This is a genomic window from Streptomyces sp. NPDC005775 (assembly GCF_042871565.1).
In the GTDB taxonomy this organism is placed as follows: Bacteria; Actinomycetota; Actinomycetes; order Streptomycetales; family Streptomycetaceae; genus Streptomyces.
Genome location: NZ_JBIAIU010000002.1, coordinates 486,479 through 512,607, shown reverse-complemented (window position 1 = coordinate 512,607; position 26,129 = coordinate 486,479). Strand labels below are relative to the sequence as shown.

32 protein-coding genes, 1 tRNA gene and 2 pseudogenes are annotated in these 26,129 nt (G+C 69.3%); 26 read left to right on the top strand and 9 right to left on the bottom strand.

Annotated features, from left to right (window positions below):
* Window position 1: 1 nt before the first annotated feature.
* The 9 genes from ACFYPA_RS05965 to ACFYPA_RS05925 all read left to right on the top strand — a co-directional run bounded on the left by ACFYPA_RS05965 (window position 2) and on the right by ACFYPA_RS05925 (window position 5,884).
* Window positions 2-1,372 carry a glycerophosphodiester phosphodiesterase gene (locus ACFYPA_RS05965; RefSeq protein ID WP_389129822.1) on the top strand — a complete coding sequence of 457 codons (1,371 nt, stop codon included), beginning with the start codon at window positions 2-4 and terminating at the stop codon, window positions 1,370-1,372.
* A gap of 65 nt (window positions 1,373-1,437) precedes the next feature.
* Window positions 1,438-2,295, top strand: coding sequence for a hypothetical protein (locus ACFYPA_RS05960; RefSeq protein ID WP_389129820.1), 858 nt, complete (start codon window positions 1,438-1,440; stop codon window positions 2,293-2,295).
* Window position 2,296: 1 nt separating this feature from the next.
* Window positions 2,297-2,644, top strand: a complete 348-nt coding sequence (locus ACFYPA_RS05955; protein WP_389129817.1) for a hypothetical protein — start codon at window positions 2,297-2,299, stop codon at window positions 2,642-2,644.
* The gene (locus tag ACFYPA_RS05950; protein ID WP_389129815.1) at window positions 2,645-3,088 is read left to right on the top strand and encodes a hypothetical protein; all 444 of its coding nucleotides are present in this window, start codon (window positions 2,645-2,647) and stop codon (window positions 3,086-3,088) included.
* Complete coding sequence (locus ACFYPA_RS05945) at window positions 3,085-3,444, top strand: hypothetical protein (protein WP_389129812.1); 360 nt, start codon at window positions 3,085-3,087, stop codon at window positions 3,442-3,444. Before ACFYPA_RS05950 ends, ACFYPA_RS05945 begins: the two co-directional genes overlap by 4 nt.
* Before the next feature lie 2 nt (window positions 3,445-3,446).
* Complete coding sequence (locus ACFYPA_RS05940) at window positions 3,447-3,605, top strand: hypothetical protein (protein WP_389129810.1); 159 nt, start codon at window positions 3,447-3,449, stop codon at window positions 3,603-3,605.
* Between the two features lie 186 nt (window positions 3,606-3,791).
* A tRNA-Ser gene (locus ACFYPA_RS05935) sits at window positions 3,792-3,873 on the top strand.
* Between the two features lie 101 nt (window positions 3,874-3,974).
* Complete coding sequence (locus ACFYPA_RS05930; protein WP_389129808.1) at window positions 3,975-5,594, top strand: TROVE domain-containing protein; 1,620 nt, start codon at window positions 3,975-3,977, stop codon at window positions 5,592-5,594.
* Entirely contained in the window at window positions 5,591-5,884 is a 294-nt protein-coding gene (locus ACFYPA_RS05925) for a hypothetical protein (protein WP_389129805.1), read from the top strand. Before ACFYPA_RS05930 ends, ACFYPA_RS05925 begins: the two co-directional genes overlap by 4 nt.
* A 118-nt stretch (window positions 5,885-6,002) precedes the next feature.
* Here ACFYPA_RS05925 and ACFYPA_RS05920 read toward each other — a convergent pair whose 3' ends face one another.
* Window positions 6,003-6,221 (bottom strand): hypothetical protein, encoded by a 219-nt coding sequence (locus tag ACFYPA_RS05920; protein ID WP_389129802.1) that lies wholly within the window; start codon window positions 6,219-6,221, stop codon window positions 6,003-6,005.
* Between the two features lie 120 nt (window positions 6,222-6,341).
* On the opposite strand from ACFYPA_RS05920, the gene ACFYPA_RS05915 reads away from it, so the two are divergent.
* From ACFYPA_RS05915 to ACFYPA_RS05885, 7 genes are all read left to right on the top strand, one after another.
* Window positions 6,342-6,509 (top strand): hypothetical protein, encoded by a 168-nt coding sequence (locus ACFYPA_RS05915; RefSeq protein WP_389129799.1) that lies wholly within the window; start codon window positions 6,342-6,344, stop codon window positions 6,507-6,509.
* 31 nt (window positions 6,510-6,540) lie between these two features.
* Window positions 6,541-6,825 carry a hypothetical protein gene (locus ACFYPA_RS05910; RefSeq protein ID WP_389129796.1) on the top strand — a complete coding sequence of 95 codons (285 nt, stop codon included), beginning with the start codon at window positions 6,541-6,543 and terminating at the stop codon, window positions 6,823-6,825.
* A gap of 80 nt (window positions 6,826-6,905) precedes the next feature.
* Window positions 6,906-7,922 carry a tyrosine-type recombinase/integrase gene (locus ACFYPA_RS05905; protein WP_389129794.1) on the top strand — a complete coding sequence of 339 codons (1,017 nt, stop codon included), beginning with the start codon at window positions 6,906-6,908 and terminating at the stop codon, window positions 7,920-7,922.
* Complete coding sequence (locus ACFYPA_RS05900; RefSeq protein ID WP_389129791.1) at window positions 7,919-8,344, top strand: hypothetical protein; 426 nt, start codon at window positions 7,919-7,921, stop codon at window positions 8,342-8,344. The genes ACFYPA_RS05905 and ACFYPA_RS05900 overlap by 4 nt, the downstream gene beginning before the upstream one ends.
* 230 nt (window positions 8,345-8,574) lie before the next feature.
* A complete protein-coding gene (locus ACFYPA_RS05895) occupies window positions 8,575-8,859 on the top strand; it encodes a hypothetical protein (RefSeq protein WP_389129788.1) in 285 nt (94 codons plus the stop codon).
* 91 nt (window positions 8,860-8,950) lie between these two features.
* Entirely contained in the window at window positions 8,951-9,118 is a 168-nt protein-coding gene (locus tag ACFYPA_RS05890; RefSeq protein WP_389129785.1) for a hypothetical protein, read from the top strand.
* A gap of 559 nt (window positions 9,119-9,677) precedes the next feature.
* Complete coding sequence (locus tag ACFYPA_RS05885) at window positions 9,678-10,145, top strand: hypothetical protein (protein ID WP_389129782.1); 468 nt, start codon at window positions 9,678-9,680, stop codon at window positions 10,143-10,145.
* On the opposite strand, the gene ACFYPA_RS05880 is transcribed toward ACFYPA_RS05885, so the two are convergent.
* Window positions 10,142-10,372 (bottom strand): hypothetical protein, encoded by a 231-nt coding sequence (locus tag ACFYPA_RS05880; RefSeq protein ID WP_389129780.1) that lies wholly within the window; start codon window positions 10,370-10,372, stop codon window positions 10,142-10,144. The two genes, ACFYPA_RS05885 and ACFYPA_RS05880, sit on opposite strands and share 4 nt — an antisense overlap.
* Before the next feature lie 302 nt (window positions 10,373-10,674).
* Between ACFYPA_RS05880 and ACFYPA_RS05875 the strand changes: the two genes are divergently transcribed.
* Together ACFYPA_RS05875 and ACFYPA_RS05870 are read left to right on the top strand one after the other, a co-directional pair.
* Window positions 10,675-11,316 (top strand): HAD family hydrolase, encoded by a 642-nt coding sequence (locus ACFYPA_RS05875; RefSeq protein ID WP_389129777.1) that lies wholly within the window; start codon window positions 10,675-10,677, stop codon window positions 11,314-11,316.
* A gap of 105 nt (window positions 11,317-11,421) precedes the next feature.
* Window positions 11,422-12,609 (top strand): helix-turn-helix domain-containing protein, encoded by a 1,188-nt coding sequence (locus ACFYPA_RS05870; RefSeq protein WP_389129774.1) that lies wholly within the window; start codon window positions 11,422-11,424, stop codon window positions 12,607-12,609.
* A gap of 706 nt (window positions 12,610-13,315) precedes the next feature.
* Here the strand turns inward: ACFYPA_RS05870 and ACFYPA_RS05865 are convergent.
* Window positions 13,316-13,543, bottom strand: a complete 228-nt coding sequence (locus tag ACFYPA_RS05865) for a helix-turn-helix domain-containing protein (RefSeq protein WP_389129772.1) — start codon at window positions 13,541-13,543, stop codon at window positions 13,316-13,318.
* 574 nt (window positions 13,544-14,117) lie between these two features.
* Between ACFYPA_RS05865 and ACFYPA_RS05860 the strand changes: the two are divergent.
* The 6 genes and pseudogenes from ACFYPA_RS05860 to ACFYPA_RS05835 form a co-directional block, all read left to right on the top strand.
* Window positions 14,118-14,351, top strand: a pseudogene (locus tag ACFYPA_RS05860) (sugar ABC transporter permease); the annotation flags it as partial.
* Complete coding sequence (locus tag ACFYPA_RS05855; protein ID WP_359318903.1) at window positions 14,348-15,187, top strand: carbohydrate ABC transporter permease; 840 nt, start codon at window positions 14,348-14,350, stop codon at window positions 15,185-15,187. The pseudogene ACFYPA_RS05860 and the gene ACFYPA_RS05855, both read left to right, overlap by 4 nt.
* Entirely contained in the window at window positions 15,187-16,479 is a 1,293-nt protein-coding gene (locus tag ACFYPA_RS05850; protein ID WP_359318901.1) for a sugar ABC transporter substrate-binding protein, read from the top strand. Before ACFYPA_RS05855 ends, ACFYPA_RS05850 begins: the two co-directional genes overlap by 1 nt.
* A gap of 221 nt (window positions 16,480-16,700) precedes the next feature.
* Window positions 16,701-16,988 (top strand): annotated as a pseudogene (locus tag ACFYPA_RS05845) (cytochrome P450); the annotation flags it as partial.
* A 313-nt stretch (window positions 16,989-17,301) separates the two neighbouring features.
* Window positions 17,302-18,504, top strand: a complete 1,203-nt coding sequence (locus ACFYPA_RS05840; protein WP_359081777.1) for a S8 family peptidase — start codon at window positions 17,302-17,304, stop codon at window positions 18,502-18,504.
* 207 nt (window positions 18,505-18,711) lie between these two features.
* Window positions 18,712-19,095 (top strand): nuclear transport factor 2 family protein, encoded by a 384-nt coding sequence (locus ACFYPA_RS05835; RefSeq protein WP_359081779.1) that lies wholly within the window; start codon window positions 18,712-18,714, stop codon window positions 19,093-19,095.
* Window positions 19,096-19,102: 7 nt separating this feature from the next.
* Here the strand turns inward: ACFYPA_RS05835 and ACFYPA_RS05830 are convergent, their stop codons facing one another.
* Window positions 19,103-19,939 (bottom strand): ATP-binding cassette domain-containing protein, encoded by an 837-nt coding sequence (locus tag ACFYPA_RS05830; RefSeq protein WP_359318898.1) that lies wholly within the window; start codon window positions 19,937-19,939, stop codon window positions 19,103-19,105.
* Between the two features lie 14 nt (window positions 19,940-19,953).
* Complete coding sequence (locus tag ACFYPA_RS05825) at window positions 19,954-20,838, bottom strand: aldo/keto reductase (protein WP_359318896.1); 885 nt, start codon at window positions 20,836-20,838, stop codon at window positions 19,954-19,956.
* 96 nt (window positions 20,839-20,934) lie between these two features.
* Between ACFYPA_RS05825 and ACFYPA_RS05820 the strand changes: the two genes are divergently transcribed.
* Both ACFYPA_RS05820 and ACFYPA_RS05815 read left to right on the top strand, forming a co-directional pair.
* A complete protein-coding gene (locus tag ACFYPA_RS05820; protein WP_359081785.1) occupies window positions 20,935-21,519 on the top strand; it encodes a TIGR03086 family metal-binding protein in 585 nt (194 codons plus the stop codon).
* 68 nt (window positions 21,520-21,587) lie between these two features.
* Window positions 21,588-22,220: a DsbA family protein gene (locus ACFYPA_RS05815; RefSeq protein WP_359318894.1), complete on the top strand. Its 633-nt coding sequence runs from the start codon at window positions 21,588-21,590 to the stop codon at window positions 22,218-22,220.
* A gap of 180 nt (window positions 22,221-22,400) precedes the next feature.
* On the opposite strand, the gene ACFYPA_RS05810 is transcribed toward ACFYPA_RS05815, so the two are convergent.
* Genes ACFYPA_RS05810 through ACFYPA_RS05795 form a run of 4 tightly spaced genes read right to left on the bottom strand, consistent with a single transcriptional unit; the run spans window position 22,401 to window position 26,015 of the window.
* Complete coding sequence (locus ACFYPA_RS05810) at window positions 22,401-23,159, bottom strand: sirohydrochlorin chelatase (RefSeq protein WP_389129766.1); 759 nt, start codon at window positions 23,157-23,159, stop codon at window positions 22,401-22,403.
* A gap of 9 nt (window positions 23,160-23,168) precedes the next feature.
* A complete protein-coding gene (locus ACFYPA_RS05805; RefSeq protein WP_359318892.1) occupies window positions 23,169-24,092 on the bottom strand; it encodes an ABC transporter permease in 924 nt (307 codons plus the stop codon).
* Window positions 24,079-24,867, bottom strand: a complete 789-nt coding sequence (locus tag ACFYPA_RS05800) for an ABC transporter ATP-binding protein (RefSeq protein ID WP_359081791.1) — start codon at window positions 24,865-24,867, stop codon at window positions 24,079-24,081. Before ACFYPA_RS05800 ends, ACFYPA_RS05805 begins: the two co-directional genes overlap by 14 nt.
* A 32-nt stretch (window positions 24,868-24,899) precedes the next feature.
* Complete coding sequence (locus ACFYPA_RS05795) at window positions 24,900-26,015, bottom strand: aliphatic sulfonate ABC transporter substrate-binding protein (protein ID WP_359081793.1); 1,116 nt, start codon at window positions 26,013-26,015, stop codon at window positions 24,900-24,902.
* Between the last annotated feature and the right edge of the window lie 114 nt (window positions 26,016-26,129).

Here is a 26,129-nt window from a genome sequence, read left to right as displayed (position 1 = left end):
AGTGCCGTTTGACCCGACCTACCCGGCAGCCACGTGGGCGGAGCTCGCCGACCTGTCAGCACCTCGCTGGATCGCGCACCGCGGCGGCCGATTCATGGCCCCCGAGAACACCATCGAGGCCTTCCGGATGGCCGCCGAGCTGGGCATCGACGCAATCGAGATCGACGTCTACCTACTCCAGGACGGTGGGCTCATCGTCTCGCACGACAGCACCGCCACCCGAACCAGCAACCTCACCGGGCCCACCGGCGGCTTGACGACTCCGGCCGTCCTGCGGGGCCGTGTCGACGCCGGGAACTGGTTCTGCGACTCATGGCCGAACGACCTGCACATCCCGCTGTTCGTGGATGTCCTTGCCGAGCTCGGCGGCCTGGTCCCGCTCGTCGTCCACTGCAACAACGCCGGAAGCGGCGCGGCAGCTGTCGCAGCGGTGCAGCGGCACGAGCGCGCCGATTCCGTCCTCATCATGGCGTGGAACGAAACAGAGCTGGCCGCTGCCCGGGCCGCGGGCATACCGACAATCCTCCTCGACGAGGACGGCACCCTGAACGGGCAAACCTATGCCGGCCTTCTCGCGGCTGGCACCGAGTACATCGGACTGAACCCCGCGCTCACCCCGGTTGCCAGCATCGAGGCAGCCGCCGCGGCCGGGCTGAAGGTCATCGTCTACACCGTCAACCGGCGCAGCGACTACGCGGCTTTGCCCCTGGACGCGGTGTGGGCGGTCATCTCCGACGACCCATGGCACGCCAAGGCGACCGAACCGATGCGCACCCGGGACATCTTCTCCGCGCAAACGTACTTCCACGGGATGCTCGGCATCGTCGACGGCAAAGAGGACCGCGGCTTCTTCCAGGCGCCAGCTTGGTTCGGTCTCGATACCTCTGGCACCCGGCACGCTGACAACCTCGGCTATCTCGGGGTGATGCAGGGCTACCTCGGGCCGCTGCCCAGCGCGTTCACCATCGACTTCGACTTCGTGCTCGACGTCGCGGACTCCACCGGGGCGTCGCTGCAGCTCACGCTCACCACCGGCGACGTTGAGTACGACGACGACGTCACCACCGGGGGCGCGCGGGCAGCGGGCTACAACATCCTGGTCCGTAGCAACGGGTCCGTCGACATCTTCAAAACCTGCGGCGGGACCACGGCGGCAACGAAGCTCGGCGGGACCACCGGCGCCACCCTCGTCCCGGGGACGGTGTACCACCTGCGGGTGCAGGTGACAGCAGGCCAGATCACCGCGACCCGGACCACTGTCAGTAACCCGGCCAGTGTCACGGTCACGGACTCAAGCTATCGGGGCGACATGTACCCCCACCTGGGAGTCCGCGACGTCAAGGCCCGCTGGTCGAACCTCGCCGTCTCCTGAACCCGTACCCCTACTCGCCGCCCCGCGCCAACCGGCCCGGGGTTCTTTCATGCCCTGGAGGGCTGATGGCCAAGACCGGCCCGCAGAGGTACCCCGGCGCCAGCACCGGCTACTGGTACGGCTCGAAGTACCCGGGATCCGCAATGGAGTCCAACGTCGTCGTCTGGCACACGACCGAGGGCACATCCCTGCCCGCCTACGACGGCGGATCCATGGCGCCGAACTTCACCGCAGTGCCCGACTTCAAGGCCAAGCGCCTCGTCTGGTACCAGCACTTCGACTTCGACAGCTCGTCCCGCGCCCTTGTCAACCGGGCCGGCGGGGTGGAGACGAACACGCTCAACGCCGTTCAGGTGGAGCTCGTCGGCACCTGCGACCCGACCGCGCACAAGCGGTGGGGCACGAAGGCGCACCTGTACACCGCGGATCTGCCGGACTGGGTGATCCGCGACCTGGGCGCGTTCGCCCGCTGGGCCCGCGACCATCACAGTGTGCCGCTCACGTCTGGGCAGACGTTCGTCGCCTACCCGGCCAGCTACGGGGCAACGAAGACCCGCATGGCCAACGCGGAGTGGCTGGCGTTCAAGGGCCACTGCGGGCACCAGCACGTCCCGGAGAACGACCACGGCGACCCCGGAACGTTCCCCATCGCTGCTGTCCTGGCCGCGGCCACGGGCACAACCACCACCCCGACCGAGGAGGACCCCATGGCGGGCTACAGCAAGCGAGACATCGCGGGCGCCACCTGGGACGAGGACATGGTCCCCGCCCCGGAGTTCGCGCCGGACTACGCGAAGAACAAGTTCTGGAAGCCGTCCGCCTACCTGCGGTCGATCTACAACGCGGTCATCACCATCCGCGACGAGCTGCGGGCCGTCCGCACGGCCGTTGACGCCCTCACCAAGTCCATCAAGGAGTCCTGACATGCGCATCTTCGGCCGAGAGCCTGCTCTCATCATCGCCACGATCAGTGGCGCCCTGTCGCTGCTCGTCTCCTTCAACTTCGGGCTCAGCGGGGAGCAGGCTGGCGCGATCGTCGCCGTCGTCTCCGCAGTGTTCGCCGCCGCGACCGCGGCCATCACCCGCCCGATCGCACCGTCCGCATTCACCGGCCTTGTCGCCGCGGCTGTGGCCCTGCTCGCCGCCTACGGGTTCGCCGTGTCGGCTGAGACCGTCGGCGGTCTGAACGCGGTGGTGCTCGCCGTCCTCGGACTCCTGACCCGCGCCCAGGTGACGCCGGCCAAGGAATCGTCCCGTCCCGTAGGGGTGTAGATGCCGTGCCGTGCGGCCCGGCGGCTGCATCACGCTCTGGGCCGCCGCGGCGAGTTCCTCCTCATCATCGGCATCGGTAAGACGTGCTGGGGTGTGTCGTTCCTCGTCACCCCACCGGACCCCGACGGCCTGCAACTCCTCACGCACTGGTGCTCGCTGCGGCACTGGTCGTGGCTATGGATCGTGGCCGGCCTCATCACGGCGGGGAGTTCGCTCCTACGCGTCGGCCGTGACCGGGTCGGCTTCATCGCCGCACTCATTCCCCCCACGGTTTGGGCTGTTGCCTATCTGTCCGCTGCTGTCAGCGGCCAATACTCCCGCGGCGCGTTCGTCGCACTCTGGTACTGCACCTCGCATGTCGGGGTCATTTTGTGGGCCTCCGCGGTGCCCGAGCATTCGATCCCCCCAGCACCGCGGCGCGCCAGGAAAGGCAAGGCCCCGTGAGTATCTGGGCTGGGATTATCGCCGCGTTCGGAACGGTCGGAATGGTGCTCGCCGGCCTCTTCGCTGCGCGGGCTACGAAGGCGGCAGCGGCAGCGACGGCCGATGCGACGCGGGCCGCCGCACGGGCGCAGGCGGAACCGAACCAACGGGCCGCAGACCTGGCAGCATTCCAGGCGATCCGTGACGACATGCAGGACGAGCTCGACGAGACGAAGACGGAGCTGCGGTCGCTCCGGTCGCTCGTCCGGTCGTTCGCCTGGTACGTCTCTGAGATGACGGCACAGATGCGTGTCCACCGGATCGAGCCGCCCGCCCCGCCGGATCGTGTGACCGAGTACAACCGAACTGGAGTGTGACCGTGCCCGACCCCAAGCCCCGCCAGGTCCAGCGGCGCCTCGACGACGGGGCCGCGGACATGGCCACCCTCGTCGACCTCGGCCTCGCAGACGAGCAGCCAGTCCCGGAGTACCAGGGCCTGTTCCTCGAACCTGACATCCCGCCGGCCAGCCCCGAGTGATGCTGCCCCCTCCCGCTACGGCGGGAGGGGGTGATCTGAGTTTGAGGTCGGCCCTCAAATTGACATGGTTCTCGCAGGGTTGGGCGTTACAGTGGGGCCACAACTTCATGCACCTCCCGGTGCGCAGGCCGCGGCTACTTCTTCGGTGAATCTCGCCGCACGCCGACTTTGATCTCGGGAGGCACAGCATCGGGGGTGCCCGGTGCGCAGGCGACGGTTACTTCCACTGCTAATGGGGTGGTCCCGGGTTCGAGTCCCGGTCGACGCTTCGGCGTCGGTAGCTCAGTTGGTAGAGCACCTTGTCACCGTCACCGACTTTGATCTCGGGCACCCCAATGCTGACCTCCCCTCCGTGTGAGGGGTTTTTCTATGTCCCGCTTCAACCAGCGCGGCACCCGCCCTGCTGTCAGCTCGCCCGTGACCACGACCGGGGAGCGCACCACCACGCACGAGGGCGGCACCGGCTTCCTGCGCGACTCGAAGTCCGAGCTGTTCCTCCTCGCCGTCTCCAACTTCGTCGGCACCGACACCTTCTACGAGAAGGGCGGCGACCGCGACGACCGCTACACCCAACTGATTCGCCAGGTCGCTGTCATCGACCCGGACTGGTGCACCGGGTTCCTGCGGTGGCTGCGCTCCGACGCCAACATGCGTACTGCGTCACTGGTCGGGGCAGCCGAGTTCACGAAGGCCCGCCTCGAAGCTGGCATCGTCGGCCACTCCCGCCAGGCCATCGACTCGGTACTCCAGCGAGCCGATGAGCCGGGGGAGTTCCTCGGGTACTGGACCAGCAAGTACGGGCGGAAGCTCCCCAAGCCGGTGAAGCGCGGTGTCGCCGACGCTGTACAGCGCCTCTACAACGAGCGGTCGCTCCTCAAGTACGACACCGACTCCAAGGGCTATCGGTTCGGCGACGTCCTCAACCTCGTCCACCCGGCGCCCGCAGCCGACAAGGCGTGGCAGGGCGACCTGTTCGCCTACTCCCTCGACCGCCGCCACAAGCGCGGCACCGTCCCCGACCCGGACAGCCTCCCCACCCTGGCCCGCAACATGGCGTTCCCGGAGTTCTTTCAGCAGGACCCCAGCATCGTTCTCGACGCCGAGGAGATCCGGCGCGCTGGTCTCACCTGGGAGGCGGCCCTCTCGATGGCCGGCTCGAAGGTCGACAAGGCGAAGCTGTGGGAGGCGCTCGTTCCGTCCATGGGCTACATGGCGTTGCTGCGGAACCTCAAGAACTTCGACGAGGCCGGGGTGTCCGACGACGTTGCCGAGCAGGTCGCGAAGCGGCTTGCCGACCCGGAGCAGGTCGCCCGGTCCCGTCAGCTGCCCATGCGGTTCTACTCCGCGTTCAACGCCGCCCCGTCTCTGCGATGGGGTCACGCCCTCGACAAGGCACTCACCGCGTCCCTTGCCAACATCCCCCGCCTGCCCGGCCGGACGCTCGTTCTCGTCGACACGTCCACCTCAATGAACGCGTCGTTCTCCCGGGACGGCACCCTGATGCGCTGGGATGCGGCGGCCCTGTTCGGGATCGCCCTCGGCGCCCGGTGCGAGCACGCCGACGTAGTGTCGTTCTCGTCCGCCCGCTACTACATGTCCGACCAGCCCGGCGCGAAGACGAAGCCGTTCCCCCCCACCCGCGGCGGGTCCCTCCTCGGCGACGTCCGGAAGTGGAAGGAAGGCGGCTGGTTCCTCGGAGGCGGCACCGACACCGCAGCCGCGCTCCGGCAGGAGTTCCGGGGCCACGACAGGGTCGTCATCGTCACCGACGAGCAGGCCGGGCACGACGCGCGGGAGGTCACCGCGGCCATCCCGGCGGCCACCCCGATGTACACGTGGAACCTTGCCGGGTACCAGGCCGGGCATACCCCGTCCGGCAACGGGCAGCGGCACACGTTCGGCGGGCTCACCGACCAGGCGTTCCGCATGGTGCCGCTGTTGGAAACGGGCCGCGACGCCGACTGGCCGTGGACGAAGGCGGCCTCATGACTCCCGACGAACGCGTCGCCGTCTACGTGCTGAAGCGGTTCCGTGCGACCGGGTACACCCGCCTGATGGACGGCTATGACGTGTACCAACACGTCCGGGACTGCCCGACCACACGGGCCCATGTTGAGGAGCAAGGCGACGGGCGCTGCGGCGAGGGCACCTGCGAGGTGCTCTACATCGAGGCGGAAATGCGCTGCGGGCACGGAGTCACTTACGACTTCACGCACAGCGAGAGCGGCGAGATCGCTGACCTGATCAGCCACCTGGCCAAGATGGACGTCCAAGCCTGACCGCGACACGACTGCGCCCCGCTCTCATCCGGGGGGCGGGGCGCTTCGTCGTTCAACGCCGCGGGGTGCGACTCCCCTTAGCTGTGGTGACCCTCGATAACATGCGATATCACGGGCGTTATTTGGGGTGATTGTCCGACTCGCCGAGGTGTCGCGATTCGTCGTCGAGGGCGCCCCGTTCGCGTCGACGCCGGTTCACGTAGCGGTGCAGATCACTCACGATGACGTCAGTGAGCGAGCGCCCCTCCGTCTTCGCTTCCGTCATGGCTGCACTCCAGAGTTCGTCGGGCACACGGACGTTCCGCAGCGGCGTCTTGCCGGTGGCTGGCCTGGCCATCTTTCCCCCTCGGGTTTGTAGGTACAGAAACTAGCATCCATCTGCCGAGATGGCTTGACAAGGGTGCAACGTGAGCGCATTATGTAGGTACATAAACGAGCGGCAAGCAGGGAGAACAGCATGGACGCCACGCAGAACACCAGCACGGAGACCCGCAAGGCAGCCCCTGCCGGTGACCGCAGCATGCGGCCCGTCATCGAGCACGCCCTGACCGTCTACTTCGACGGGAACGCCGAGCTCGCGGGCGAGCTCATCGACCGCCTCCTCGCCGAGGACCAAAACCGCTGAGGCCCATCCACACCCATCAAGGAGGAATCCCATGCTCTCTGCCACCACTCGCCCCAACCCGACCACGCCGGGCGACTACCACTCTGCCCTGGTACCCCACCTCGGCCATGACCTGGCCGTGCGCTCCAACAGGGAGCAGGAGTTCCAGGTGGTTGTCGTGCAGTGTGCGTCCAGTGACGGCCGGGTGTCCCTGACGGCGCGGCCGGACGAGGCTCCGGTCGACGAGGCTCGGTGGCGGCCCCACCTGTCCGCCCCGCTGTACTTCGCGGGCCGGTCGATTGGTTGCCGCACCTGCCAGATGCCGGTTGCCCGGTGACGGAGGTTCCGAACGCAGCGATGCCCCGGCTGAGGAAAGCAGCCGGGGCATCGCCCGTACCGTACTCGATTGGAGAGTCCGTGACCGACCTCGTTCCGCACCACTCGAATGCCGCCCCCGCCACCTACGACGCTGCAGCGCTCGCCGTCCTCGCCGCCATGGAGGAGGCAGCCGAGAAGCACCTCGACGCCATCCGCCCCCACAACACGAAACGCGGCTACGCCAACGACTGGGCGCTCTGGGCCGAGTTCCACGGCTGGCTCGCCGAGCGGGCCGGGCACGAGCTGCCGCTGACCGCAGTCACCAAGGGCACGCTCGTCGGCTTCGTCGTCTGGCTCGACACCATCAAGCTCGCAGCGCCCACCTCGATCGACCGCAGGATCACCGGGGTCACCGTTACCGCGCGCGGGCTCGGCGTCGAAGTCCCCAAGGTCGCCACCGTGGCCGCCCGGCAGGCTTTGAAGCCCATGAAGATGGACCCCGAACGGCAGGCGCGCGGGAGAGGCAAGGCCGCCGCAGCCACCCCCGAACAACTCCGCCAGATGAACGCCGCCGTTGCCGACGGGCTCACCGGACTCCGCGACCGCGCCCTCTGGCTCATGGCGTTCGGAATCGCCGGACGCTCCGCCGAAGTCGCTGCCCTCCGATCCGACACCATCGCCCACGTCAGCCAAGGCCTCGAAGTCCACGTCCCCGCAGTAAAAGGCCGACCGCCCCGCGACGTCGTCGTCAGCTACGGCAAGAACGTCGACACCTGCCCCGTCCGCGCCTGGCTCACCTGGCGTGCCGCCGCAGGCATCACCACCGGGCCCGCCTTCCTGCCCATCACCGTCCACGGCCGCCTCGGCGACCACGCCCTATCCCCGGAAGCGGTCCGCGAGATCATCGCCCGCAACGCCGAACGAGCCGGCCTCGCCGTCCGCTTGACCGGGCACAGCATGCGGGCTGGTTTCATCACCACCAGCCGCCGGGCCGGCAAGCGCGAAGAGAAGATCCGCGCCCAATCCGGGCACGCCGACAACAGCCCCGCCTTCTGGGGGTACATTCGCGAAGCTGACAAGTGGACCGACGCCGCATCGGAGGACATCGGACTGTGAACCGCCCCTGGGTGCGCCGCGGCTACGACGAGACACGACTTTGGGTGTGGATGCCCTACAAGGCCGGCAACCGGAACTGGCTACACAACGCGCTTGGCGAGCGCATCCGCCCGCGCCGGAACAACGCGGTGTCGCCAGGCCGCTGGGAGATCGCCAAGCCGCACCTGCGCGTACTCATCGAGAGCCTCGCCAAACGGTTCGGACAGGTTGACGTCTACCTGGAGTTCTCAACGACCGAGCGATGTGACCGGAAGTGCCAGACCGCAGCGCGCGACGATTGCACCTGCTCCTGCCGTGGCGAGCATCACGGCGGTGGAACGTACTGGACGGACTGGCTCCTAGTAGGTGAGGACACTCTTATCGGCCCTGTCGGCCGCGTGGAGCGGCACTACGTTGCACGTCGCAGCGATTTTGTCCTTTAGTAGAGATGTGCGAGTTCACGTCACCCCTCTAGCCACTTGGCTGAAACGGGTGCATCGTTGATCACGCGGCCGGAGCTTGCCCCCAGGCGGTTCCCCCGTTCAGGCCCTGCCCGCCACCCCCGTTGTGGGCGGGGCCTGCCGCACCTCCCGGCTCCCCACGGGAGGCCAAGCGGCTGCCCGTACCTCCTAGCTGGCGTCGTTCACCGCATCCGGGTGACGGTGAGTGTCCCGTGCCGCCCGGACCCGGCGAGCACTTCGACCATCAGGTCGCTGTCGACGTGGTGGTACGTCTCGCCTTGGGCGCGCCGCTGCCCGGTGACGAACGCACTGGTGAGAGCAGCCCCGATCCGGCCGGCGAGGACAGGGTCGATCCGGGCGGACAGTTGGACGGGCCCGCCTTCGTCGCCGACGAGGAGTGCGAGGCGGTGGGGTCGGAGCGCGGGCCCGGTGTAGCCGACGACGAGGGCATCCTCTGTGTCCGCGTGCCGGATCTTGACCCAGTCGCGGCGCCCTGAGGGGTAGCTGGCCCCGCCCCCGCCTGCCCTGCCACACTGGCAGTGCCCCCGCCGCCTCCCCCGTCGGCGGGGGCACCCCGAGGAGGTCGTGGTGAAGGAATCGCAGGAAGCTCAGGGCGGCGTCGATGCCGAGTCTCGGCGCATCATGTCCCTCACGTCGAAGCAGGCCTTCCGTGAGGTGATGGCGGCCAAGGAGCCGGCCTGCCCTCTCTGCGAGGAGAGCCACTTCCGGTGCATCGAGCATTCCGAGCCGTGGTGATCCGCCGCCCGCTGGTCGCCGTTCTTGACCGCTGCGGTTTCCCGGGCCCTGCCCGGGGTGGCACGCTCCCGCACTACCAGCCACGCCGGGACGAAGTGCTCGTCTATCTGTCGCCTGGCGAGTACCGGCCCTACCCGAGGAGGAAGCCGTGAGGGCTTGGATGCGGGCTCGCGTGCATGCGTCGGTTGCTGCTGCGGTCGGGGATCTGCTGAGCGAAATGGGGCGCCAGATGCCGCACCGAGGCCTGCGAACATCGAGGAAGGTGCCAAGCGTCGACGAGCTTGCCGCAGCCTTGTCCCGGGTGGAGAGCTGGAAGCGCCTGCAACCCGGCGAGCCGGAGACCGGCCACTGGCGTCGGGGAACGCGCAACGCCGCCTGATTGCAGCCGGGTTGTCATACCGGTCTCGTACAATCGGAGGACCAAACAATCCTTCGGGCTGCGGCCCCCGCTTTTGCGGTTGGATTGCTTCCCGCCCCCGCCCCGGCTGCTCCCGGGACGGGGGCGGAGCTGCTTCCGCAGACGGCCACATCACCGACCGAAGACGAGGAGAATTGGCGCATGGACCCCGACACGCTGAAGCTCCGCTGCCAGACCGTCATCGACGGCGAGCTCGCCCACATCCTTTTGGCAGTCGACCGGATGCTCTGGGAGACCAACGAGCACACGCGCGAGCACGCCCAGCGGACGGCCCGCCAGGAGTTGCGCCACTATGCCGTCGAGCACACCGGCCGCAACCTGCCCGACACCGACTTCGACGCCCTGCCCGTCTGGGCGGAGTACCCCGACCGGTGCGAAGTCGAGTGCGTCGGAGGCCCGCACGACGGCCAGCGGATCACGTGGTCCAGCGGGGAACCCCCGGCCGCCGTCGACCTGCCAGTCGACGAAGGCATCAACGGCCTGATGGCTGCAGCGCAGGGCGAACCTGCCAGCATCCTCCGCAAGGCGACCTATGTGCCACTCATGGGCGACGAGGGCTTCTTTGGCCGCACCGAGGACGGCGCCTGGCGATACGGCTTCCGGGGCTAGCCCGCGTCAGCCTCGGGCCAGAGCACGATCTTCTTCACCGCCTGCTCCAGCTTTCCCCGCCCGGTCTCGGTTGCCTCGGCTTCTGCGGTCACGGCCCGCTGAAACGCTTCTGCCGCCTCCAGCCACGGCGCCCAGCCCTCTTCGGTGTACGGCTCGGACGTCGGCTTCGTCTGGGCCTCGACGGCCACCCTGTACAGCTGGATCAGTTCATCACTCGGATTTGCCACGGGCGGATCCTAAACGGCGGCACTGACAATCAGCCGCAGGCCAGGCCATCACTTCCGCAGTACCGCGAAAGTGATCACGCCGCCTCGACGACGTCGCCCCGCACCACAGCCGCCCACTCAGCGAGAAGCCGCTCATACTCCCGACGCCCCTCCACCGACAACCGGCCACCACGCGCCCACAGCGCACGAATGTCCGCGTTCACCGCGGCCAACGAGCGCACAGATGTGGCAGGCGAAGGAGGAGAGGGCATGCGCAGATTCTACGACGCCGGGCTGACAATGAGGCTCGGTAGGCTCGCGCTGTGATTGAGACCATCGTCTTCGACATCGGCGAAACCCTGATCCGCGACGACCGCTACTGGGCATCTTGGGCTGACTGGCTCGACGTCCCACCGCACACCCTCAGCGCCCTTGTCGGCGCCGTCGTCACCCAGGGCCGCGACAACGCCGACGCCGTGAAACTCCTCCGGCCAGGCATCGACGTCGCAGCCGAGTACGCCGCCCGCGAAGCAGCCGGCCGCGGCGAGCACCTGGACGAATCCGACGTGTACGCGGACGTGAGACCTGCCCTGGCCGCCCTACAGGGCCTTGGTGTCCGGGTCGTCATCGCGGGCAACCAGACAGTCAAGGCCGGAGAGTTGCTCCGCGCCCTGGACCTGCCTGCGGACTTCATCGCAACGTCCGCAGAATGGGGCTGCGCCAAGCCGTCGAGCGAGTTCTTCGCCCGCGTCCTCGACGCCTCCGGTGCCCTGGCATGGGACACCCTGTACGTCGGCGACCACCCCGCCAACGACGTTTTCCCCGCGAAGGCAGCCGGCCTCCGGACCGCACATCTGCGCCGCGGGCCGTGGGGGTACTGGTGGGCCGACGACCCCGAGGTCCGCGCCGCTGCGGACTGGTCCATCGACTCGCTCACAGACCTGGTCGGACTCGTCAACACCTGACCTGAACGCGACGGCCCCACCTGAGGGTTCAGGTGGGGCCGTTTGCGTACCTGGGCGGCGACCACCCCGGTACGGTTCGAAGTGGACGCCTCGAACGGAGCCAGGATGCCACCGACCCAACCCGGTTCGGTAGGCCGACGCATTGCGTACTACCGCAGCGTCGCCCGCCCGAAAATGACCCAGCAACAGCTCGCCGCCCGAGCCCAGGTGGCTCTCGGTACGATCCGCAAGATCGAGCGCGGGGAGCGGGGCGTCACCGACGACACCCTCGATGCGATCGCCGCCGCCCTCGGCGTGGACCCGTCCCGCCTCGTCGCGGACCGCGAGCATGTTTCCACCCGCATCCGGGACGCCCTGCCCGCCCTGTCGGCGGCCATTGCTGCCTACGACATGCCGGACGACGGACCAGTCCGCCCCCTGCCCGAGCTACGCACAGCTGTCGCCCAGACCACGGCATGGCGGCTGTCAGCCCAGTACCTGCAGATCGCCCGCGAAGTCCCCGACCTGCTCGCCGAACTCTCCCGCGCCGCCGCTGGCGCACCGCACAGTGAGGTGCCGGAGGTGGCAGGACTCCTCGTCACCGCGTACCGGTCCGCGGATGCTGTCGCGTACAAATACGGGGCCCGCGACCTATCCGCCCGCCTGGTCGAACTGATGCGATGGGCTGTGCCCGGCGCACAGGATCCTCTGCTCGCGGCCAGCGTCGGATACGTCCGCACGGAGACGTTCTTCGCCGCCCGCGCCCACACCGCCGGGCTGCGCGCCCTGGAGCAGGCCATCGACGCCTGCCCGCCGCCAGTAGCCGCCCAGGCCGTTGCAGCGCGCGGAGCCCTGCACATGCGGGCCGCCGTCATTGCCGGCCGCGCCGGGAGTGGGGATGCCGCGGACGAACACCTTGATGAGGCCCGGATGCTGGGGGACCGCGTTCGGGAGGGCGTGTACCAGGGCACCGCGTTCGGCCCAGACTCCGTGCGAATCCACGAGGTGTCCGTCGCGGTGAGCCTCGGCAACGAGCACGTGCAGCGCGCCTTCGACGTGGCCCGCGAATGGACGCCACCAGCAGACCTTCCGGCAGAGCGCCGCAGCGGGTTCTGGATCGAACTGGCCCGCGCACAGCTCTGGGGCGGGCTCATGGATGACGCGTTTGAGTCCCTGAAGGTCGCACGCCGTATCGCCCCCCAGCACACCCGGGAACACCCGTGGGTGCGGGAGGATGCGGCCACGCTCCGCCGGCTCAAGCGGGCCGACGCCGAGACACTGACGAACTTCGCCGAGTGGTGCCACGCCGACTAGGTACCCCTCGCTACCCCTTGCCGGGGTACTTGTGCCCCTTGCGGCAGCCCATGATTTGTCCCGTCAGCAGGAACCGGGCAGATAGGACGGGTCATGAGTGCATCGAACTCCGCGCCGGCCAGCACCACAGATCAGCCGAGTTTCGCCCGATTACACGGTGAGGCGTGCTGGCACTGTGGCGCTGTCACGGGGCCTCTGCACCCTGCTGGCGAGGTCACGGTCGACGACAGCCGCCCGTGGCCTGTCGTTACCTGTGCGGCCCATCGGGGCAGGCAGCTGTGACCACCAGAGAGCTTCCGTCTTTTGCCGCACTGACCGCGCACCAGCAGCGGGGTTGGCGTTGCGTCTGGTGCAGGCATCCGCTTGCCGCGGGCTATGACGTCGACCTGGGCGAGCAGCGTGCGAGGCCGCAGAAGGGCGCCGCGTACTCGTGGTTCCCGCGGGCGTGCGCCGACGAGACGGGCTGCGCAAGCCGAGAACAAGTGCTGGGGTGACGTTGCGGCGGGATCCGGTCTACTCCAGTGACCGGTTACGTGAAGATGGGGCACCTCACCGCGAACCACCGCAGGGCGCTGGCCAGCAGTTATACGCGCGGTGACCGGTACCGATTGGTATGTGCAAATGTTGCCCACGGACACTAGTTTTTCGGTCAAGAGTGAGCAAGGCTCATTTGGGCTGACCTGTGCACAACTGGACGACGGGACGGTCAGCTCAGGAGGTACGTCACGTGGACACGCAGCGCTCTGGCGATCAGCAGCAGGTGGCTGATCTTCGCCTCTTCGCCGTACTCGATGCGCTGGATCGTGCTCCGGTCCACCCCGCTCAGTTCGGCGAGCCGTTCCTGGGTGAGGCCGAGGTGTATCCGCTGGACGCGCACGCGGTCGCCGATCGCCCGTCGGGCGTCGAGGATCCACTGGTCGTCTGCGGGGAGCATGTGAGCCACGCTCCGCCGAAGATCATCTTATGTCCGCAGCAGTTTTGCGGCATTCTTTGATCTTGGAAAGTGAGTAGAGGGGTCCACCTTGAGGTGGCCGACCTCCTCGCGGTCTGGCATATGCCGGACGTGCGGGCGTAGCCTGCTTGATTCGAACCTGCGTTCGATGATGAAAACTCAACAAGCTCGACCGCGGGGTTCAGGTTCCCGCCGGTCGAGGGGGCCGTCCCCGTCAGCCGCAGTACCCCCTATGGCGTCTGACGGGGAGGCTTCCATCTACCCGTCGTGGCGCGCCGGGTATCCACCTGGACGAGTGAACCGTAAACCGGCATCGGTGTACGAGACATTCGTTGAACAAGACGCCGGGGCCGGACCGCCTCAGTCGCCTCCAAGGGCGCTGTGGTCCGGCCCCGGTCTGCTGTTTCCCAGCTCCCGGGAGCTGTATGGGAAACAGGTGGGAGATGATCTTGGTGAACCAGGGGTGAACCCGACGTCAACCAAGCGTCGACCCATCGGCGAAAGCCGTGCCAGCAGGGAGATTGGGTGGCGAAGTTGAAGGTCGTGGGACTGGGAAATGACTGGCTTCAACTTCATCTGGAACTTCAACTCCTTCGCCCTGGTCTACGTGCTGACCAGCGGCGGTCCCGGCGGCCGTACCCGGCTGCCGATGCTCTTCGCCTACGAAGAGGCCTTCCGGTACGGACAGTTCGGCTACGCCGCGGCGATGGGCTGTGTGATGGTCGCGGTGATCTCCGTGCTCCTCGCCGTCCATCTCGCCGGACGGCTCGGAGGAGGTGAGGACCGATGAGTCCGCGCACCAGCAGGCCCGCACGCGCCGGGCAGTACCTCGCGCTGCTCTGCTACCTGGTCTTCCTGGCCTTCCCGTTCCTGTGGCTGATCTCCACCGCGTTCAAACCCGCACAGGAGCTGGGCTCCCTGCACCCGACCTGGATCCCCGAGCACCCGACGCTGGACAACTTCCGGCAGGCCTTCGACGAGCAACCGCTGCTCCGGGCCGCCGCCAACTCGCTGATCGCCGCTCTCTCCGCAGGCGTCATCGCCGTCGTCATCGCCACCCCGATGGCCTATGTGATGGCCCGCCACCGCTCGCGGCTCTCCACGGCCGCCACCGGATGGGTCGTCGTCAGCCAGGCGTTCCCCTTCGTCCTGCTGATCATTCCGCTCTTCCTCATCCTCAAGAACCTGCATCTGATCAACACCCTGTGGGGGCTGATCATGGTGTACGCGGTGTGGGCCCTGCCCTTCGCGCTGTGGATGCTGGTCGGCTACGTACGGGCCGTGCCGCCCGAACTGGAGGAGGCCGCGGCCGTCGACGGGGCCGGTCGGCTGCGGATACTCGTCTCGGTCACCGCCCCGCTGCTGGCCCCCGGGATCGTCGCCACCGCACTCTTCGCGTTCATCACCGCGTGGAACGAGTTCTTCTTCGCGCTCGTCCTGCTCAAGACACCGGAGAAACAGACCCTGCCGGTCGTACTGACCCACTTCCTCGGAGCGGAGGGCGCGAGCGACCTCGGGCCGCTCGCCGCCGCGGCGTTCCTCGCCACCCTCCCCTCGCTCGTCCTGTTCGCCGTCATCCAGCGGCGGATCACGGGCGGCATGCTGGCCGGGGCGGTGAAGAGCTGATGCGCGCAGTGGTACGTACGGCAGCGGCGGCGGCCGCCGCGCTCGCCCTCCTGCTCAGCGGGTGCGCCGGGGACGGCGACGACGGGGCGGACGGGAAGATCCGGATCCGCTTCCAGTCGCTCGCCTGGCAGAAGGAATCCGTCGACATCAACAAGCGACTGGTGAAGGAGTGGAACGCGAGCCACCCCGACGTCGAGGTCCAGTACGTCCAAGGCAGCTGGGACAGCGTCCACGACCAGCTCCTCACCTCCTTCGAGGGGGACGAGGCCCCGGACGTCATCCACGACGCCTCCGACGACCTCGCGGACTTCGCGTACGGCGGCTACCTCGCTGATCTCCGTACCCTCCTCCCGGACCGGCTGACCGACGACATCCCCGCGGAGAGCTGGCGGACCACCACCTTCGACGACGGCGTCTACGGCGTGCCGTTCCTCCAGGAACCGCGGGTCCTGATCGCCAACACCAAGATCCTCAAGGAGTCCGGGGTCCGCATCCCGACCCCGGAGAGGCCCTGGACCTGGCCGGAGTTCCGGCAGGTCGCCAAGGAGCTGACGGGCAAGGGCCGCTACGGGATCGCCTGGCCGCTCAAGGAGCCGGTCTCCGTCACCCTCAGCCTCGGCCTCTCGGCGGGCGGCCGGCTGTTCCATCGCGGCGCCGACGGAAAGGTGACCGTCACGATGGCCGAGGGTGACCGGGTGGTCCCGGACACCATTCACGACCAGGTCAACACCGACCACAGCGCCGCCCGCACGGCACTCGGCATGGGCGGCGGCGACACGCTGCCCGGCCTCTTCGGCGGGAAGTACGCGATGGTGCCGCTCGGGTTCTCCTACCGCCAACAGGTCGTCGAACAGGCCCCGAAGGGCTTCGAGTGGACCGTGCTCCCCGCCCCGGCCGGGGCCGGGGGCCTGGCCCAGGGAGTGAGCCCGCAGACCCTGTCCGTCGCCGAGGACAGCCCGCACAAGAAGGAGGCCGTGGAGTTCATCGACTTCCTGCTGCGGCCCGCCAACATGGTGCGCCTGGCCAAGGGCGACTGGATGCTGCCGACCGGCACGGCCGCCCTCGCCGACCCCTCGCTGCACACCGCCGACCGGGGCTGGGCGACCGGCGTGGCCCTCGCGACCGCGCTGCGCCCGGCCCCGGCCCAGTCCGTGCGCGGCTACCCCGAGTGGAAGGACAAGGTCGCCACCCCCGCGCTCCAGGAGTACTACAGCGGTGCGATCGGCGCGGACGAACTGAGGGAGCGTCTGGTGGAGGACGGGAACCGGGTCCTGGCCCGATATCAGCGCTGACACCGAGCGGAGCGGGAAATTACCGACCGGTACGCCTCTTTCTCTCGTCGCGTACCGGTCGGTCCGCCCGTCGGCTGCCTGTCCGGAGTGGTGGCACGGCATTCCTGAACGGCGGCGATTCAGACATGCTGAGGCTGCTTCTTCATGCCCTTGCTCCGACATGCGCATACGGGTAAGGGGAGGGGGAACGCGCCATCTCCCCCGGGCTGTTGTGGGTCTTCCTGCTCCTGCCGCTGCTGAGCCACCGGGATCCCGCGCTCTGGGAAGACCCCGATGCGTTCCGGCCCGAGCGCTGGGACGGCCTCGACCCGGACGATCAGCCCGGCTGCCTGCCCTTCGGCCATGAGTCCGAGCGGTGCTGGGGGCGGCACATGGTGATGCCGCTCGCCGGGATGCTGCTCGACATGGTGCGCGGCGGCGGTCTGACGGTGGACCCCGCGCAGACGGCATCCGATGTTCCCCTCGCCGGGCTGATGGGTGTGACAGGAGTGCGGATCGTCCGGCGCTGAACCTGCCTCGCCCCGCCCCGTTCGTGAGGAAGCGTCACGAACGGGGCGAAGCGCTGACTCCAGGAGTGCGACCGCCGTGGGGTCGCGGCCGTGATGTACGGGCGGTGGTACGCGGTCGGTAACGGGCTCTGCGTGTGACCGACTTGGGTGCGAGTGGTCGACTTCCTGTGACGAAACCATGGCCGGGGCGTCGCGGACGCGGGGAAGGTCTTGATCTGCGCGTGTCAATCGGTAAGGGTTTCGAACCAGCCCCCGGAGATCTTCCGGCCGAGGGCCAATCCCCCCACAAAGAATGACGAGGAGACCCCTCTTCATGGCAATTCACCAGCGCGCACGCCGGTTCAAGCTGACCGCCGCCATCACCGCGGTGGCCGCGGCCGCCGGAGTCACCCTGATGGCAAGCCCGTTCGCGGGAGCGGCACCCGCCCCGGCGACCGGCAAGATCTACGGAGCCGACGCGGCGACCGCCGTCTCCGGCAGCTACATCGTGATGCTGGACCAGAAGACCGACAAGGCGAAGCTCGCCAAGGAGTACGGCGGCAAGCTGAAGCGCAACTACAGCTCCGCCATCAACGGCTTCTCCGCCAGCGGGCTTTCGGAGACCGAGGCCAAGCGCCTCGCCGCCGACCCGGCCGTCTCCAAGGTCGTCCAGAACAAGAAGTTCCACACGAGCGCCACCCAGGACGACCCGCCGTCCTGGGGTCTGGACCGCATCGACCAGGCGGAGACCGCCGGGGACAACGCGTACACCTATCCGGAGAGCGCGGGCGAGGGCGTCACCGCGTACGTCATCGACACCGGTGTCCGCACCACCCATGAGGAGTTCGGGGGCCGGGCCGGCTCGGGCTTCGACGCCGTGGACAACGACGACAGTGCCGACGACGGCAACGGCCACGGCACCCACGTGGCCGGCACCATAGCCGGGGCGACGTACGGCGTCGCCAAGAAGGCCAAGATCGTCGCCGTCCGCGTCCTCGATGACTCCGGCTCGGGGACCACCGAGCAGGTCGTCGCCGGCATCGACTGGGTCACCGAGAACCACCAGGGCCCGTCCGTCGCCAACATGAGCCTCGGCGGCGGCGCGGACGAGGCGCTGGACGCGGCCGTCCAGAAGGCCATCGCCTCCGGAGTCACCTTCGCGGTGGCCGCCGGGAACGAGTCGAGCGACGCCGGCGGGGGCTCCCCGTCACGCGTCCCGGAGGCGATCACGGTCGCCTCCTCCACGGTGGACGACGAGCAGTCCTCGTTCTCCAACTACGGCTCGGTCGTGGACATCTACGCCCCGGGCTCGGACATCACCTCGTCGTGGAACGACAGCGACACCGGCTCCAACACCATCTCCGGTACGTCCATGGCGACCCCGCACGTCGTCGGTGCCGCCGCCGTCTACCTGGCGGGGCACCCCGACGCCACCCCGGCCCAGGTCGCGACGGCGCTGACCGGGGGAGCCACCCCGGACGCCATCAGCAACGCCACCGAAGGGACGGCGAACAAGCTGCTGAAGGTCGTTGAGTAACAAGGGCGCCCTCCGACCGGGCGGCCACCGCGCCCTCCCCCACGGGGCGCGGCGGCCGCCCGGCTCGGGAAGATCGTCCTATGGTGTGCCCATGATGATGTACGCGGTTCCGCCGCCCGGGACGAGCGGGAGCGGACACCGCAGGACCACCGCGACCGGGCCCCACGCACGGCCCACCGGATCCGCGCGAGCGGCCGGAGGTGCCGCATGAGCGAGCCGACCCCCGGCGTGGCCGCGGCCGTCGAGGGCGAACTGCGCCTCCTCGACCCGACGGTCCGGTCCTCCACCGAACTCCTCGTCCAGGTCCTGCACCCCGACTTCCGCGAGGTCGACACCACCGGCCGCCGCTGGGACCGCGCGATGGTCATCACCTCCCTGACCTCGGACGAGGCCCCGCGAGCCGGGCAGCTCACCGCCTCGGGGATGCGCGGGGTCCAACTCGCCGACGATCTCGTCCACGTCACCTTCGACTCCGAGGCCAAGGGGAAGCGCGCCCACCGCAGTTCGCTGTGGCGCCTCACCGAGACGGGCTGGCTGCTCTACTACCACCAGGCCACCCCCTTCGTCACCGCGGCGGCCGACGAGCGGTGAGGCGGTGTCAGCGACGGGCCGCCCGCTGGGCCCGAGCCGCCCACCGTCCGTCCGTGCGGGTGATCCGTACCGGATGACCGAAGCAGTCACTCACGCGCTCCGTGGTCAGGACCTCGTCCGCCGCCCCCGAGGCCGTACACCGCCCGCCGCGCAGCAGCATCGCGTGCGTCGTGGAGGCCGGCAGCTCCTCCAGATGGTGCGTGACCAGGACCGTCGCCAGCTCCGGATGCTCCTCGCGCAACGCGTCCAGGCTGTCCAGCAACTGCTCACGGGCGGCCAGATCCAGCCCCGTGGCCGGCTCGTCGAGCAGCAGCAGCCGGGGCTGCGGCATCAGCGCACGGGCGATGAGCGTGCGCCCCCGCTCACCCTGCGAGAGCGCCGGCCAGCGCGACCGCGTCCTGCCGCCCATGCCCAGCATCTTCAGCAGCCGCTCGGCCCGCTCCCGCTGCCCGGCCCCCGGCGACCAGCGCGGCAGGGGCTCGACCGAATTGGTCAGACCGGTCAGCACCACCTGGCTCACGGTCAGCGGGGAGCGCAGCGGATGACGTGGATCGACATGGCCCAGCAGGGTCCGCAGCTCCCGCAGATCCACCCGGCCGAGCGTGCGCCCCAGCACCTCCACCGAGCCCCGGGTGGGGTGGGTGACCGCGCCGAGCAGCCCGAGCAGGGTGCTCTTGCCCGCCCCGTTCGCGCCGAGCAGGGCCCAGTGCTCCCCGCCCCGCACGGTCAGTGAGACCGAGTCGAGCAGGACGTTCCCCTCCCGTACGAAGGAGACCTGGTCGGCCCGGATCACCGGCACCGGGGCGGTCGGGGCGGGCTGGACGGGTGCGGCGGTCGTGGTCATGTGCGGGTGCTCCTTCATGCGGGTGCGAGCGCCTCCAGGCAGCTCAGGTCCTCGGTCGTCAGCCGGACCTCCCGGGCCGCCAGGTTCTCCGCGAGGTGGGCGGGCGAACCGGTGCCGGGGGTCGGGCACAGCACGGGGGAGCGGTGCAGCAGCCAGGCGAGGGCGATCTGCCCGCGGGTGGCGCCATGGCCCCGCGCGACACCGTCGAGCGCGACGGCGGCGTCGCCGGTCAGCGCGCCGTTGGCCAGCGGGAACCAGGGGAGGAATGCCAGGCCATGGGTTTCGCACACCTTCAGTACCGCGTCCGAGCCGCGGTCGAGGAGGTTGAAGCGGTTCTGCACCGAGGCGATCCCGGTCAGGGAGAGCGCCTGCTCCAGCTGGTCGGCGGTGAGGGTGTCCAGACCGATGTACCGGATCTTACCTTCCTGCCGCAGCGCATCCAGAGCCCCCAGCTGATCGGCCATCGGCACCTCGGGGTCCAGCCGGTGCAACTGGTAGAGGTCGATCCGGTCGGTCCGCAGCCTGCGCAGACTGGCCTCGCACATCGCCCGCAGCTGCTCGGGCCGCCCCGCGATGTGCCAGGCGCTGTCACTGGTCCGGACGACGCCGCCCTTCGTCGCGATCACGACGTCGTCCCGGTACGGGTGCAGTGCTTCGGCCACCAGCTCCTCGGCCACTCCCGGGCCGTAGTTGTCGGCGGTGTCGATCAGGGTGACGCCCTGCTCGACCGCCGACCGGAGCACGGTCAGTGCCTCCAGGCGGTCTCCGCGCGGGCCCCAGTAACCGGGGCCGGTCAGCTGGGCGGTGCCGTAACCGAGACGGCGCACGGGCAGCTCGCCGCCGAGGAGGAACGAACGGTCGGGGGAGGGGAGCGAGGGGGAGGGAAGGGGTGCGCGCATAACGGAACAGTAGTCCGGCCGTCCGGTGTCCCACCGGCCGGTGGCTGTCGCCTTTCTTCAAGACCGGGAGCGATGATCCTTCCTAGAGTGCTGAGCATGAAGACCGAGCACGCCCACATGACCGAATGCGCCGCCGAAGCCGCCCGCGTGGCCCGCGGCGTCCGCCCCGAACAGCTCGACACCGCTGTCACCCCCTGCGCGGGCTGGGACGTCCGCGGGCTCATCAACCACTGGGTTCTCTACACCTCGCACGGCATGGAGCACCGCGCCCTGCGCACGGAGATCCCCGGGGAACTCACCACCCGGGACTTCACCGCGGACGCCGACTGGGCCGAGCGGTACGCGGCCCAGCTGGACCGCGCCGTCGCCGCCTGGTCCGACCCGGCCGTCTGGGAGGGCGCCATCGGCAGCGGGGAGTCGGCCACCCCGGCCGCCGACACCGCGGCGATGCTCATCGAGGAGACCGTCCTGCACGGCTGGGACGTGGCCCGGGCCACCGGCCAGGAGTTCCGGCTCTCCGACGCGGCGGCCGCCCACGTCCTCGGGATCGTCGAGAGCACGGCCGCGCTCTACCGGCAGTACGAAGGCTTCGCCGACGAGGTCACCGTCGATCCGGAAGCATCCGACCTCGACCGTGCGGTGGCCCTGAGCGGGCGCGACCCGCAGTGGACCGCCGCATGAAAATGGCCCACTCCAGTAGGCGTCGAATGGACCGCAGGGGTGCGCCACCGGCTGGCTAGGCTCATCCCATGACCACTCACCGCAGCCCGGACGCGGGCAGGGCCGTCGTCGACTTCTATTTCGACCCGGCCTGCCCGTTCGCCTGGATCACCTCCCGCTGGATGCTGGAGGTGGAGCAGCAGCGCGACATCGAGCTCCGCTTCCACGTGATGAGCCTCTACCTGCACAACACCGGCAACGAACTCCCCGACTGGTACCGCACGCTCGTCGACAAGTCGATCGGCCCGGTACGCGTCGCCGCCGCGGCGGCCGGACTGCGCGGCGAGGGAGTGCTGCGCGATCTGTACACGGCCTACGGAACCCGGATCCACCAGCAGAGACGCGAGGACTTCGACGAGGTGATCGCGCAGTCCCTCGACGAGCTCGGCCTCCCCGCCGAACTGGCCGCCGCCGCGCACGATCCGGCGTACGACGAGGCGGTGCGGCGCAGTCACGACGCGGGCAAGGACCCGGAGGCGGACGGATACGTGGGCACGCCCACCCTTCACGTCGACGGGACCGTGTGGTTCGGCCCCGTGCTGCGGGCGGTGCCGCGCGGCGAGGAGGCGGCGCGGCTGTTCGACAGCTTCCGGGTGCTCGCCGGGCACGAGGACTTCTTCGAACTCAAGCGCACCCGCACGGGCGGCCTGGACAGGGGCTGAGCGAGAACCCGGCAGCCTAAGGGCTGTCCCGCAATCCCTGGCGGGCGCACGACGACAGCTACGGCACCTCGCCGCGTTGTCGGAACGCCCGAATACATCCAGTATGCGGACGCCCCTCCGCCTTGCGATGCACCGCATCTGACGCCGCGCGCTGATCCACCAGGGATTACGGGACAGCCCTTAGGCGCTGATCCGGAGAGGGCCGGCACTGCGGACACGGGCCTCGTCGTACCGGTCCAGCAGCAACCGCGCCAGCTCCGGCGACGGGCCCAGCACCCCGGCCAGCACGGCGGCCCCGGCCTCGGCCGCCCCCGCCGCGATGCGGTCCGGGAGGCGGCCGGGCGCGATCACGTAAGGGGCGACGGCCACCCGGCGCACCCCGTCGGCCCGCAGGGCCCGTACCGCGTCCTCGGTACGGGGATGAGATGCGGAGGCGAACGCAGGCCGCACGGAACACCAACCGGTGTGCCGCAGCTCCCGCGCGATTTCAGCGATCACTGCGATCGCCTCCGGGTCTGTGGAGCCCGCCGAGGCCAGGACGAGCCCGGTCGAGCTTCGGTCGCAGGGGCGGACCCCGGCCTCCCGCAGCCGCCGCTCCAGGGCGGAGTTCAGCAGCGGTGACGGGCCGAGCACCTCGGCCTGCCGCACCCGCAGCCGCGGCAGCCGGGCGCGCGCCTCGCGCAGGACCGCCGGGATGTCGGACTTGGCGTGGAACGCCCGGGTGAGCAGCAGCGGAAGCGCCACCACCTCATCCGCGCCCTCGGCTTCCAGTCGTTCCAGCACTCTCGGTACCGACGGGGCGTTGAAGTCCAGGAACCCCGTCTCCACCCGCAGCCCCGGCCGCAGCGCCCGTACCCGCGCGGTGAGCGCGTGCACGGTCGCCGCGTGCCGCGGATCGCGGCTGCCGTGGGCGATGACGAGGAGGACCGGAGATGTCATGTCAGAGGCTCAGTTCTTGACGAGGAGACCGCGGCTGCGCAGCACCCACCGCTCCAGCGGACTGAAGATGAGCAGATCGATCGCGATGCCGACGAACAGGATCAGGAGGATGGCGAGGAAGATCCCCGGCATGTCCGCGTTGTTGCGGCCGTTCTCCAGCAACTGCCCCAGCCCCAGACCGAGATCCGGCGACGAGGCGATGATCTCGGCGGCCATCAGCGAGCGCCAGGAGAACGCCCAGCCCTGCTTCAGACCGGCCAGATACCCCGGCAGAGCGGCCGGCATGACGATGAACCACGTGCCCCGCAGACCGGTCGCGCCCAGCGTCCTGCCCGCCCGGAGGAAGAGCGGCGGCACCTGGTCCACGCCGGACACCAGGCCGTTGGCGATCGAGGGCACCGCGCCCAGCAGGATGACCGCGAACATCATCGAGTCGTTCAGGCCGAGCCAGATCACGGCCGGCGCCACCCAGGCCACGGACGGCAGGGACTGCAACCCGGACAGGATCGGGCCGATCGCGGCCCGGACGAACTTCACCCGGGCCACCAGCAGACCCAGCGGCGTACCGATGGCGACCGAGAGCAGGAAGCCGAGCAGACCGCGCGAGATGCTGGTCCACACCACCTCCAGCAGCGTCCCCTGCAGCCACATGTCGCGTGCGCTGCTCCACACCGCGGACGGCGACGGCAGCTTGTAGTCCTCGGTCACCTGCGCCTGGACGAGCAGCTGCCACACGACGACGACCAGGGCCACCGCCACCAGCGGCGGCAGGACCTTGCGGAGCAGCACCTCGCGCACCGGGGTGCGGTGCACCTGCACGGCGTCCAGTGCGTCCAGGCCGGCCTCCAGACCGGCCAGGTCGTCCTGCTTCCCCTGGCCCGGCCCGCTCCCGCCGGACGCCGCTCCGTCCGACTTGATGTCAGTGCTGGCCATGACGGCGGATCTCCCCACGCAGTTGTTCGGTGATCTCGACGGACAGTTCCGCCACGGCGGTGTCCTCGATGCGGCGCGGCTGCTCGATGTCGACCGTCCACTCGCGGGCGATCCGGCCGGGGCGGGAGGAGAGCAGCACCACGCGCTCGGCGAGACGGACCGCCTCGCGCACGTTGTGTGTGACGAAGAGGACCGAGACGTTCGTCTCGCGCCAGATCCGGGTCAGCTCGTCGTGCAGGACGTCCCGGGTGATGGCGTCGAGCGCGGCGAACGGCTCGTCCATCAGCAGCAGTTGGCTGTCCTGGGCGAGCGCGCGGGCCATCGCCACCCGCTGGCGCATACCGCCCGACAGCTCGTGCACCCGCTTGCCGTACGCCCCGCCCAGGCGCACCAGCTCCAGCAGCCGCTCCGCCTCGGTGCGGCGCTCCGACTTCGGTACGCCGCGCAGACGCAGCGCCAGTTCGATGTTCTTCCCCGCGGTCAGCCACGGGAACAGGGCGTGCTCCTGGAACATCAGGGCCGGCCGGCCGCCGGGGGTCTCGATGGAGCCCCCGGTCGGGCGGTCGAGTCCGGCCACCAGGTTGAGCAGCGTCGACTTTCCGCACCCGGAGGCTCCCAGGAGGGTGACGAACTCGCCCGGGGCGACATCGAGCGTGATGTCGTCCAGGACCAGCTGCGCTCCCGTGGGTCCGGCGAAGGACTTCGAGACATGTGCGATACGGGCGGCGTGCCCGACCGCGACACGGTCCTCGGCCTTGGTGAGGGTGTTCGCCATGGTCGTCACCTCCTGGGTCTTCGAGCGGCTGGTTACTTGACGCCGAGACCGGCGTCGGCGACCTCGGGCTTGCCCGCGGCCTTGAGGACCTTGTTCAGCGGCTTCAGGTCGTAGATGCCCTCAAGGTCGGGCTGCTCCAGCAGACCGGCCTTCACCGCGTGCTCGGCCTGGGCGTCGAGCGTGGCGGCCAGCGGATCGTCGGTGATCTGGATCGACTTCCAGGCCGGGTCGATGATCTCGGCCGGCAGCGCCTTGCCGGTGAGCTTCTTCAGCGCCGCGTTCGCGGACGCCTTCGCCTTGTCGGGGTTGGCGTTGATCCACGCGTTCGTGTTCACCGAACCGCGCAGCACCGCCTCGACGACGTCCGGGTGCTCCTTGAGGAACTTCTGCGACACGATGATGTTCGTGATCACGAACTTGTCGTCGGGCCACAGCGTCGACTCGTTCAGCAGCTCCTCGGCACCCTCGGCGACCAGCTTGGAGGCGGTCGGCTCGGGGACCCAGGCGCCGTCGATGGAACCGGACTTGTAGGCGTCCGGAGTCACCTTGTTGTCCGTGCGGACGACGGAGACGTCGCCCTTGCCGCTCTGGGCGTCGACCTTCCAGCCCTTCTCGGAGATCCAGTTGAGGAAGGCCACGTCCTGCGTGTTGCCGAGCTGCGGGGTGGCGATCTTCTTGCCCTTGAGATCGTCCAGGGTCTTGATCTTCTCGGGGTTGACGACCAGTTTCACGCCGCCGGAGGCCGCACCACCGACGATCCGGAGGTTCTTGCCCTTGGACTTGGTGTAGCCGTTGATGGACGGCGAGGGACCGATGAAGCCGATGTCGATCGAGTCGGCGTTCAGCGCCTCGATCTCGGAGGGGCCCGCGTTGAACGTCGAGGTCTTCAGCTGGGTGCCGCCGAGTTCCTTCTGGAACAGACCCTCCTGGTCACCCACGAGCGCGGTGGCGTGCGTGAGGTTCGGGAAGTACCCGATGCGCACGGTGTCGGCGGAGAGCTTCTTTCCGTCGGCGGCGACGTTCGCCTTCTCGGCGTCGTCATCCGTCGACTCGGAGCCGTATCCGCAGGCGGTGAGTACCACGGCGAGCAGCGGCAGTGCGGCGGCAGCGACGAGGCTGCGGCGGAGCGTGGTACGGGGGGCAGGCACGGGAGGTGTTCCTCTCGTTGGCCCGGAGCTCACGCCCCCCGGAAGTGCGGGGACGCGGCCGGGAAGTCGGCAGGTCTTCGTCTGAACTGGCGGTGCGGTCGGTGCTGCCGGGCG

Bases quoted from the DNA above. Each gene is read 5' to 3' on its own strand.
- ACFYPA_RS05830 (WP_359318898.1), bottom strand. From the start codon at position 19,939: ATGACCACGACCGCCGCACCCGTCCAGCCCGCCCCGACCGCCCCGGTG.
- ACFYPA_RS05840 (WP_359081777.1), top strand. From the start codon at position 17,302: ATGGCAATTCACCAGCGCGCACGCCGGTTCAAGCTGACCGCCGCCATC.
- ACFYPA_RS05805 (WP_359318892.1), bottom strand. From the start codon at position 24,092: ATGGCCAGCACTGACATCAAGTCGGACGGAGCGGCGTCCGGCGGGAGC.
- ACFYPA_RS05825 (WP_359318896.1), bottom strand. From the start codon at position 20,838: ATGCGCGCACCCCTTCCCTCCCCCTCGCTCCCCTCCCCCGACCGTTCG.
- ACFYPA_RS05870 (WP_389129774.1), top strand. From the start codon at position 11,422: ATGCCACCGACCCAACCCGGTTCGGTAGGCCGACGCATTGCGTACTAC.
- ACFYPA_RS05955 (WP_389129817.1), top strand. From the start codon at position 2,297: ATGCGCATCTTCGGCCGAGAGCCTGCTCTCATCATCGCCACGATCAGT.
- ACFYPA_RS05850 (WP_359318901.1), top strand. From the start codon at position 15,187: ATGCGCGCAGTGGTACGTACGGCAGCGGCGGCGGCCGCCGCGCTCGCC.
- ACFYPA_RS05815 (WP_359318894.1), top strand. From the start codon at position 21,588: ATGACCACTCACCGCAGCCCGGACGCGGGCAGGGCCGTCGTCGACTTC.
- ACFYPA_RS05910 (WP_389129796.1), top strand. From the start codon at position 6,541: ATGCTCTCTGCCACCACTCGCCCCAACCCGACCACGCCGGGCGACTAC.
- ACFYPA_RS05950 (WP_389129815.1), top strand. From the start codon at position 2,645: ATGCCGTGCCGTGCGGCCCGGCGGCTGCATCACGCTCTGGGCCGCCGC.
- ACFYPA_RS05800 (WP_359081791.1), bottom strand. From the start codon at position 24,867: ATGGCGAACACCCTCACCAAGGCCGAGGACCGTGTCGCGGTCGGGCAC.
- ACFYPA_RS05820 (WP_359081785.1), top strand. From the start codon at position 20,935: ATGAAGACCGAGCACGCCCACATGACCGAATGCGCCGCCGAAGCCGCC.
- ACFYPA_RS05960 (WP_389129820.1), top strand. From the start codon at position 1,438: ATGGCCAAGACCGGCCCGCAGAGGTACCCCGGCGCCAGCACCGGCTAC.
- ACFYPA_RS05930 (WP_389129808.1), top strand. From the start codon at position 3,975: ATGTCCCGCTTCAACCAGCGCGGCACCCGCCCTGCTGTCAGCTCGCCC.
- ACFYPA_RS05885 (WP_389129782.1), top strand. From the start codon at position 9,678: ATGGACCCCGACACGCTGAAGCTCCGCTGCCAGACCGTCATCGACGGC.
- ACFYPA_RS05865 (WP_389129772.1), bottom strand. From the start codon at position 13,543: ATGCTCCCCGCAGACGACCAGTGGATCCTCGACGCCCGACGGGCGATC.
- ACFYPA_RS05835 (WP_359081779.1), top strand. From the start codon at position 18,712: ATGAGCGAGCCGACCCCCGGCGTGGCCGCGGCCGTCGAGGGCGAACTG.
- ACFYPA_RS05855 (WP_359318903.1), top strand. From the start codon at position 14,348: ATGAGTCCGCGCACCAGCAGGCCCGCACGCGCCGGGCAGTACCTCGCG.
- ACFYPA_RS05915 (WP_389129799.1), top strand. From the start codon at position 6,342: ATGGACGCCACGCAGAACACCAGCACGGAGACCCGCAAGGCAGCCCCT.
- ACFYPA_RS05920 (WP_389129802.1), bottom strand. From the start codon at position 6,221: ATGGCCAGGCCAGCCACCGGCAAGACGCCGCTGCGGAACGTCCGTGTG.
- ACFYPA_RS05925 (WP_389129805.1), top strand. From the start codon at position 5,591: ATGACTCCCGACGAACGCGTCGCCGTCTACGTGCTGAAGCGGTTCCGT.
- ACFYPA_RS05810 (WP_389129766.1), bottom strand. From the start codon at position 23,159: ATGACATCTCCGGTCCTCCTCGTCATCGCCCACGGCAGCCGCGATCCG.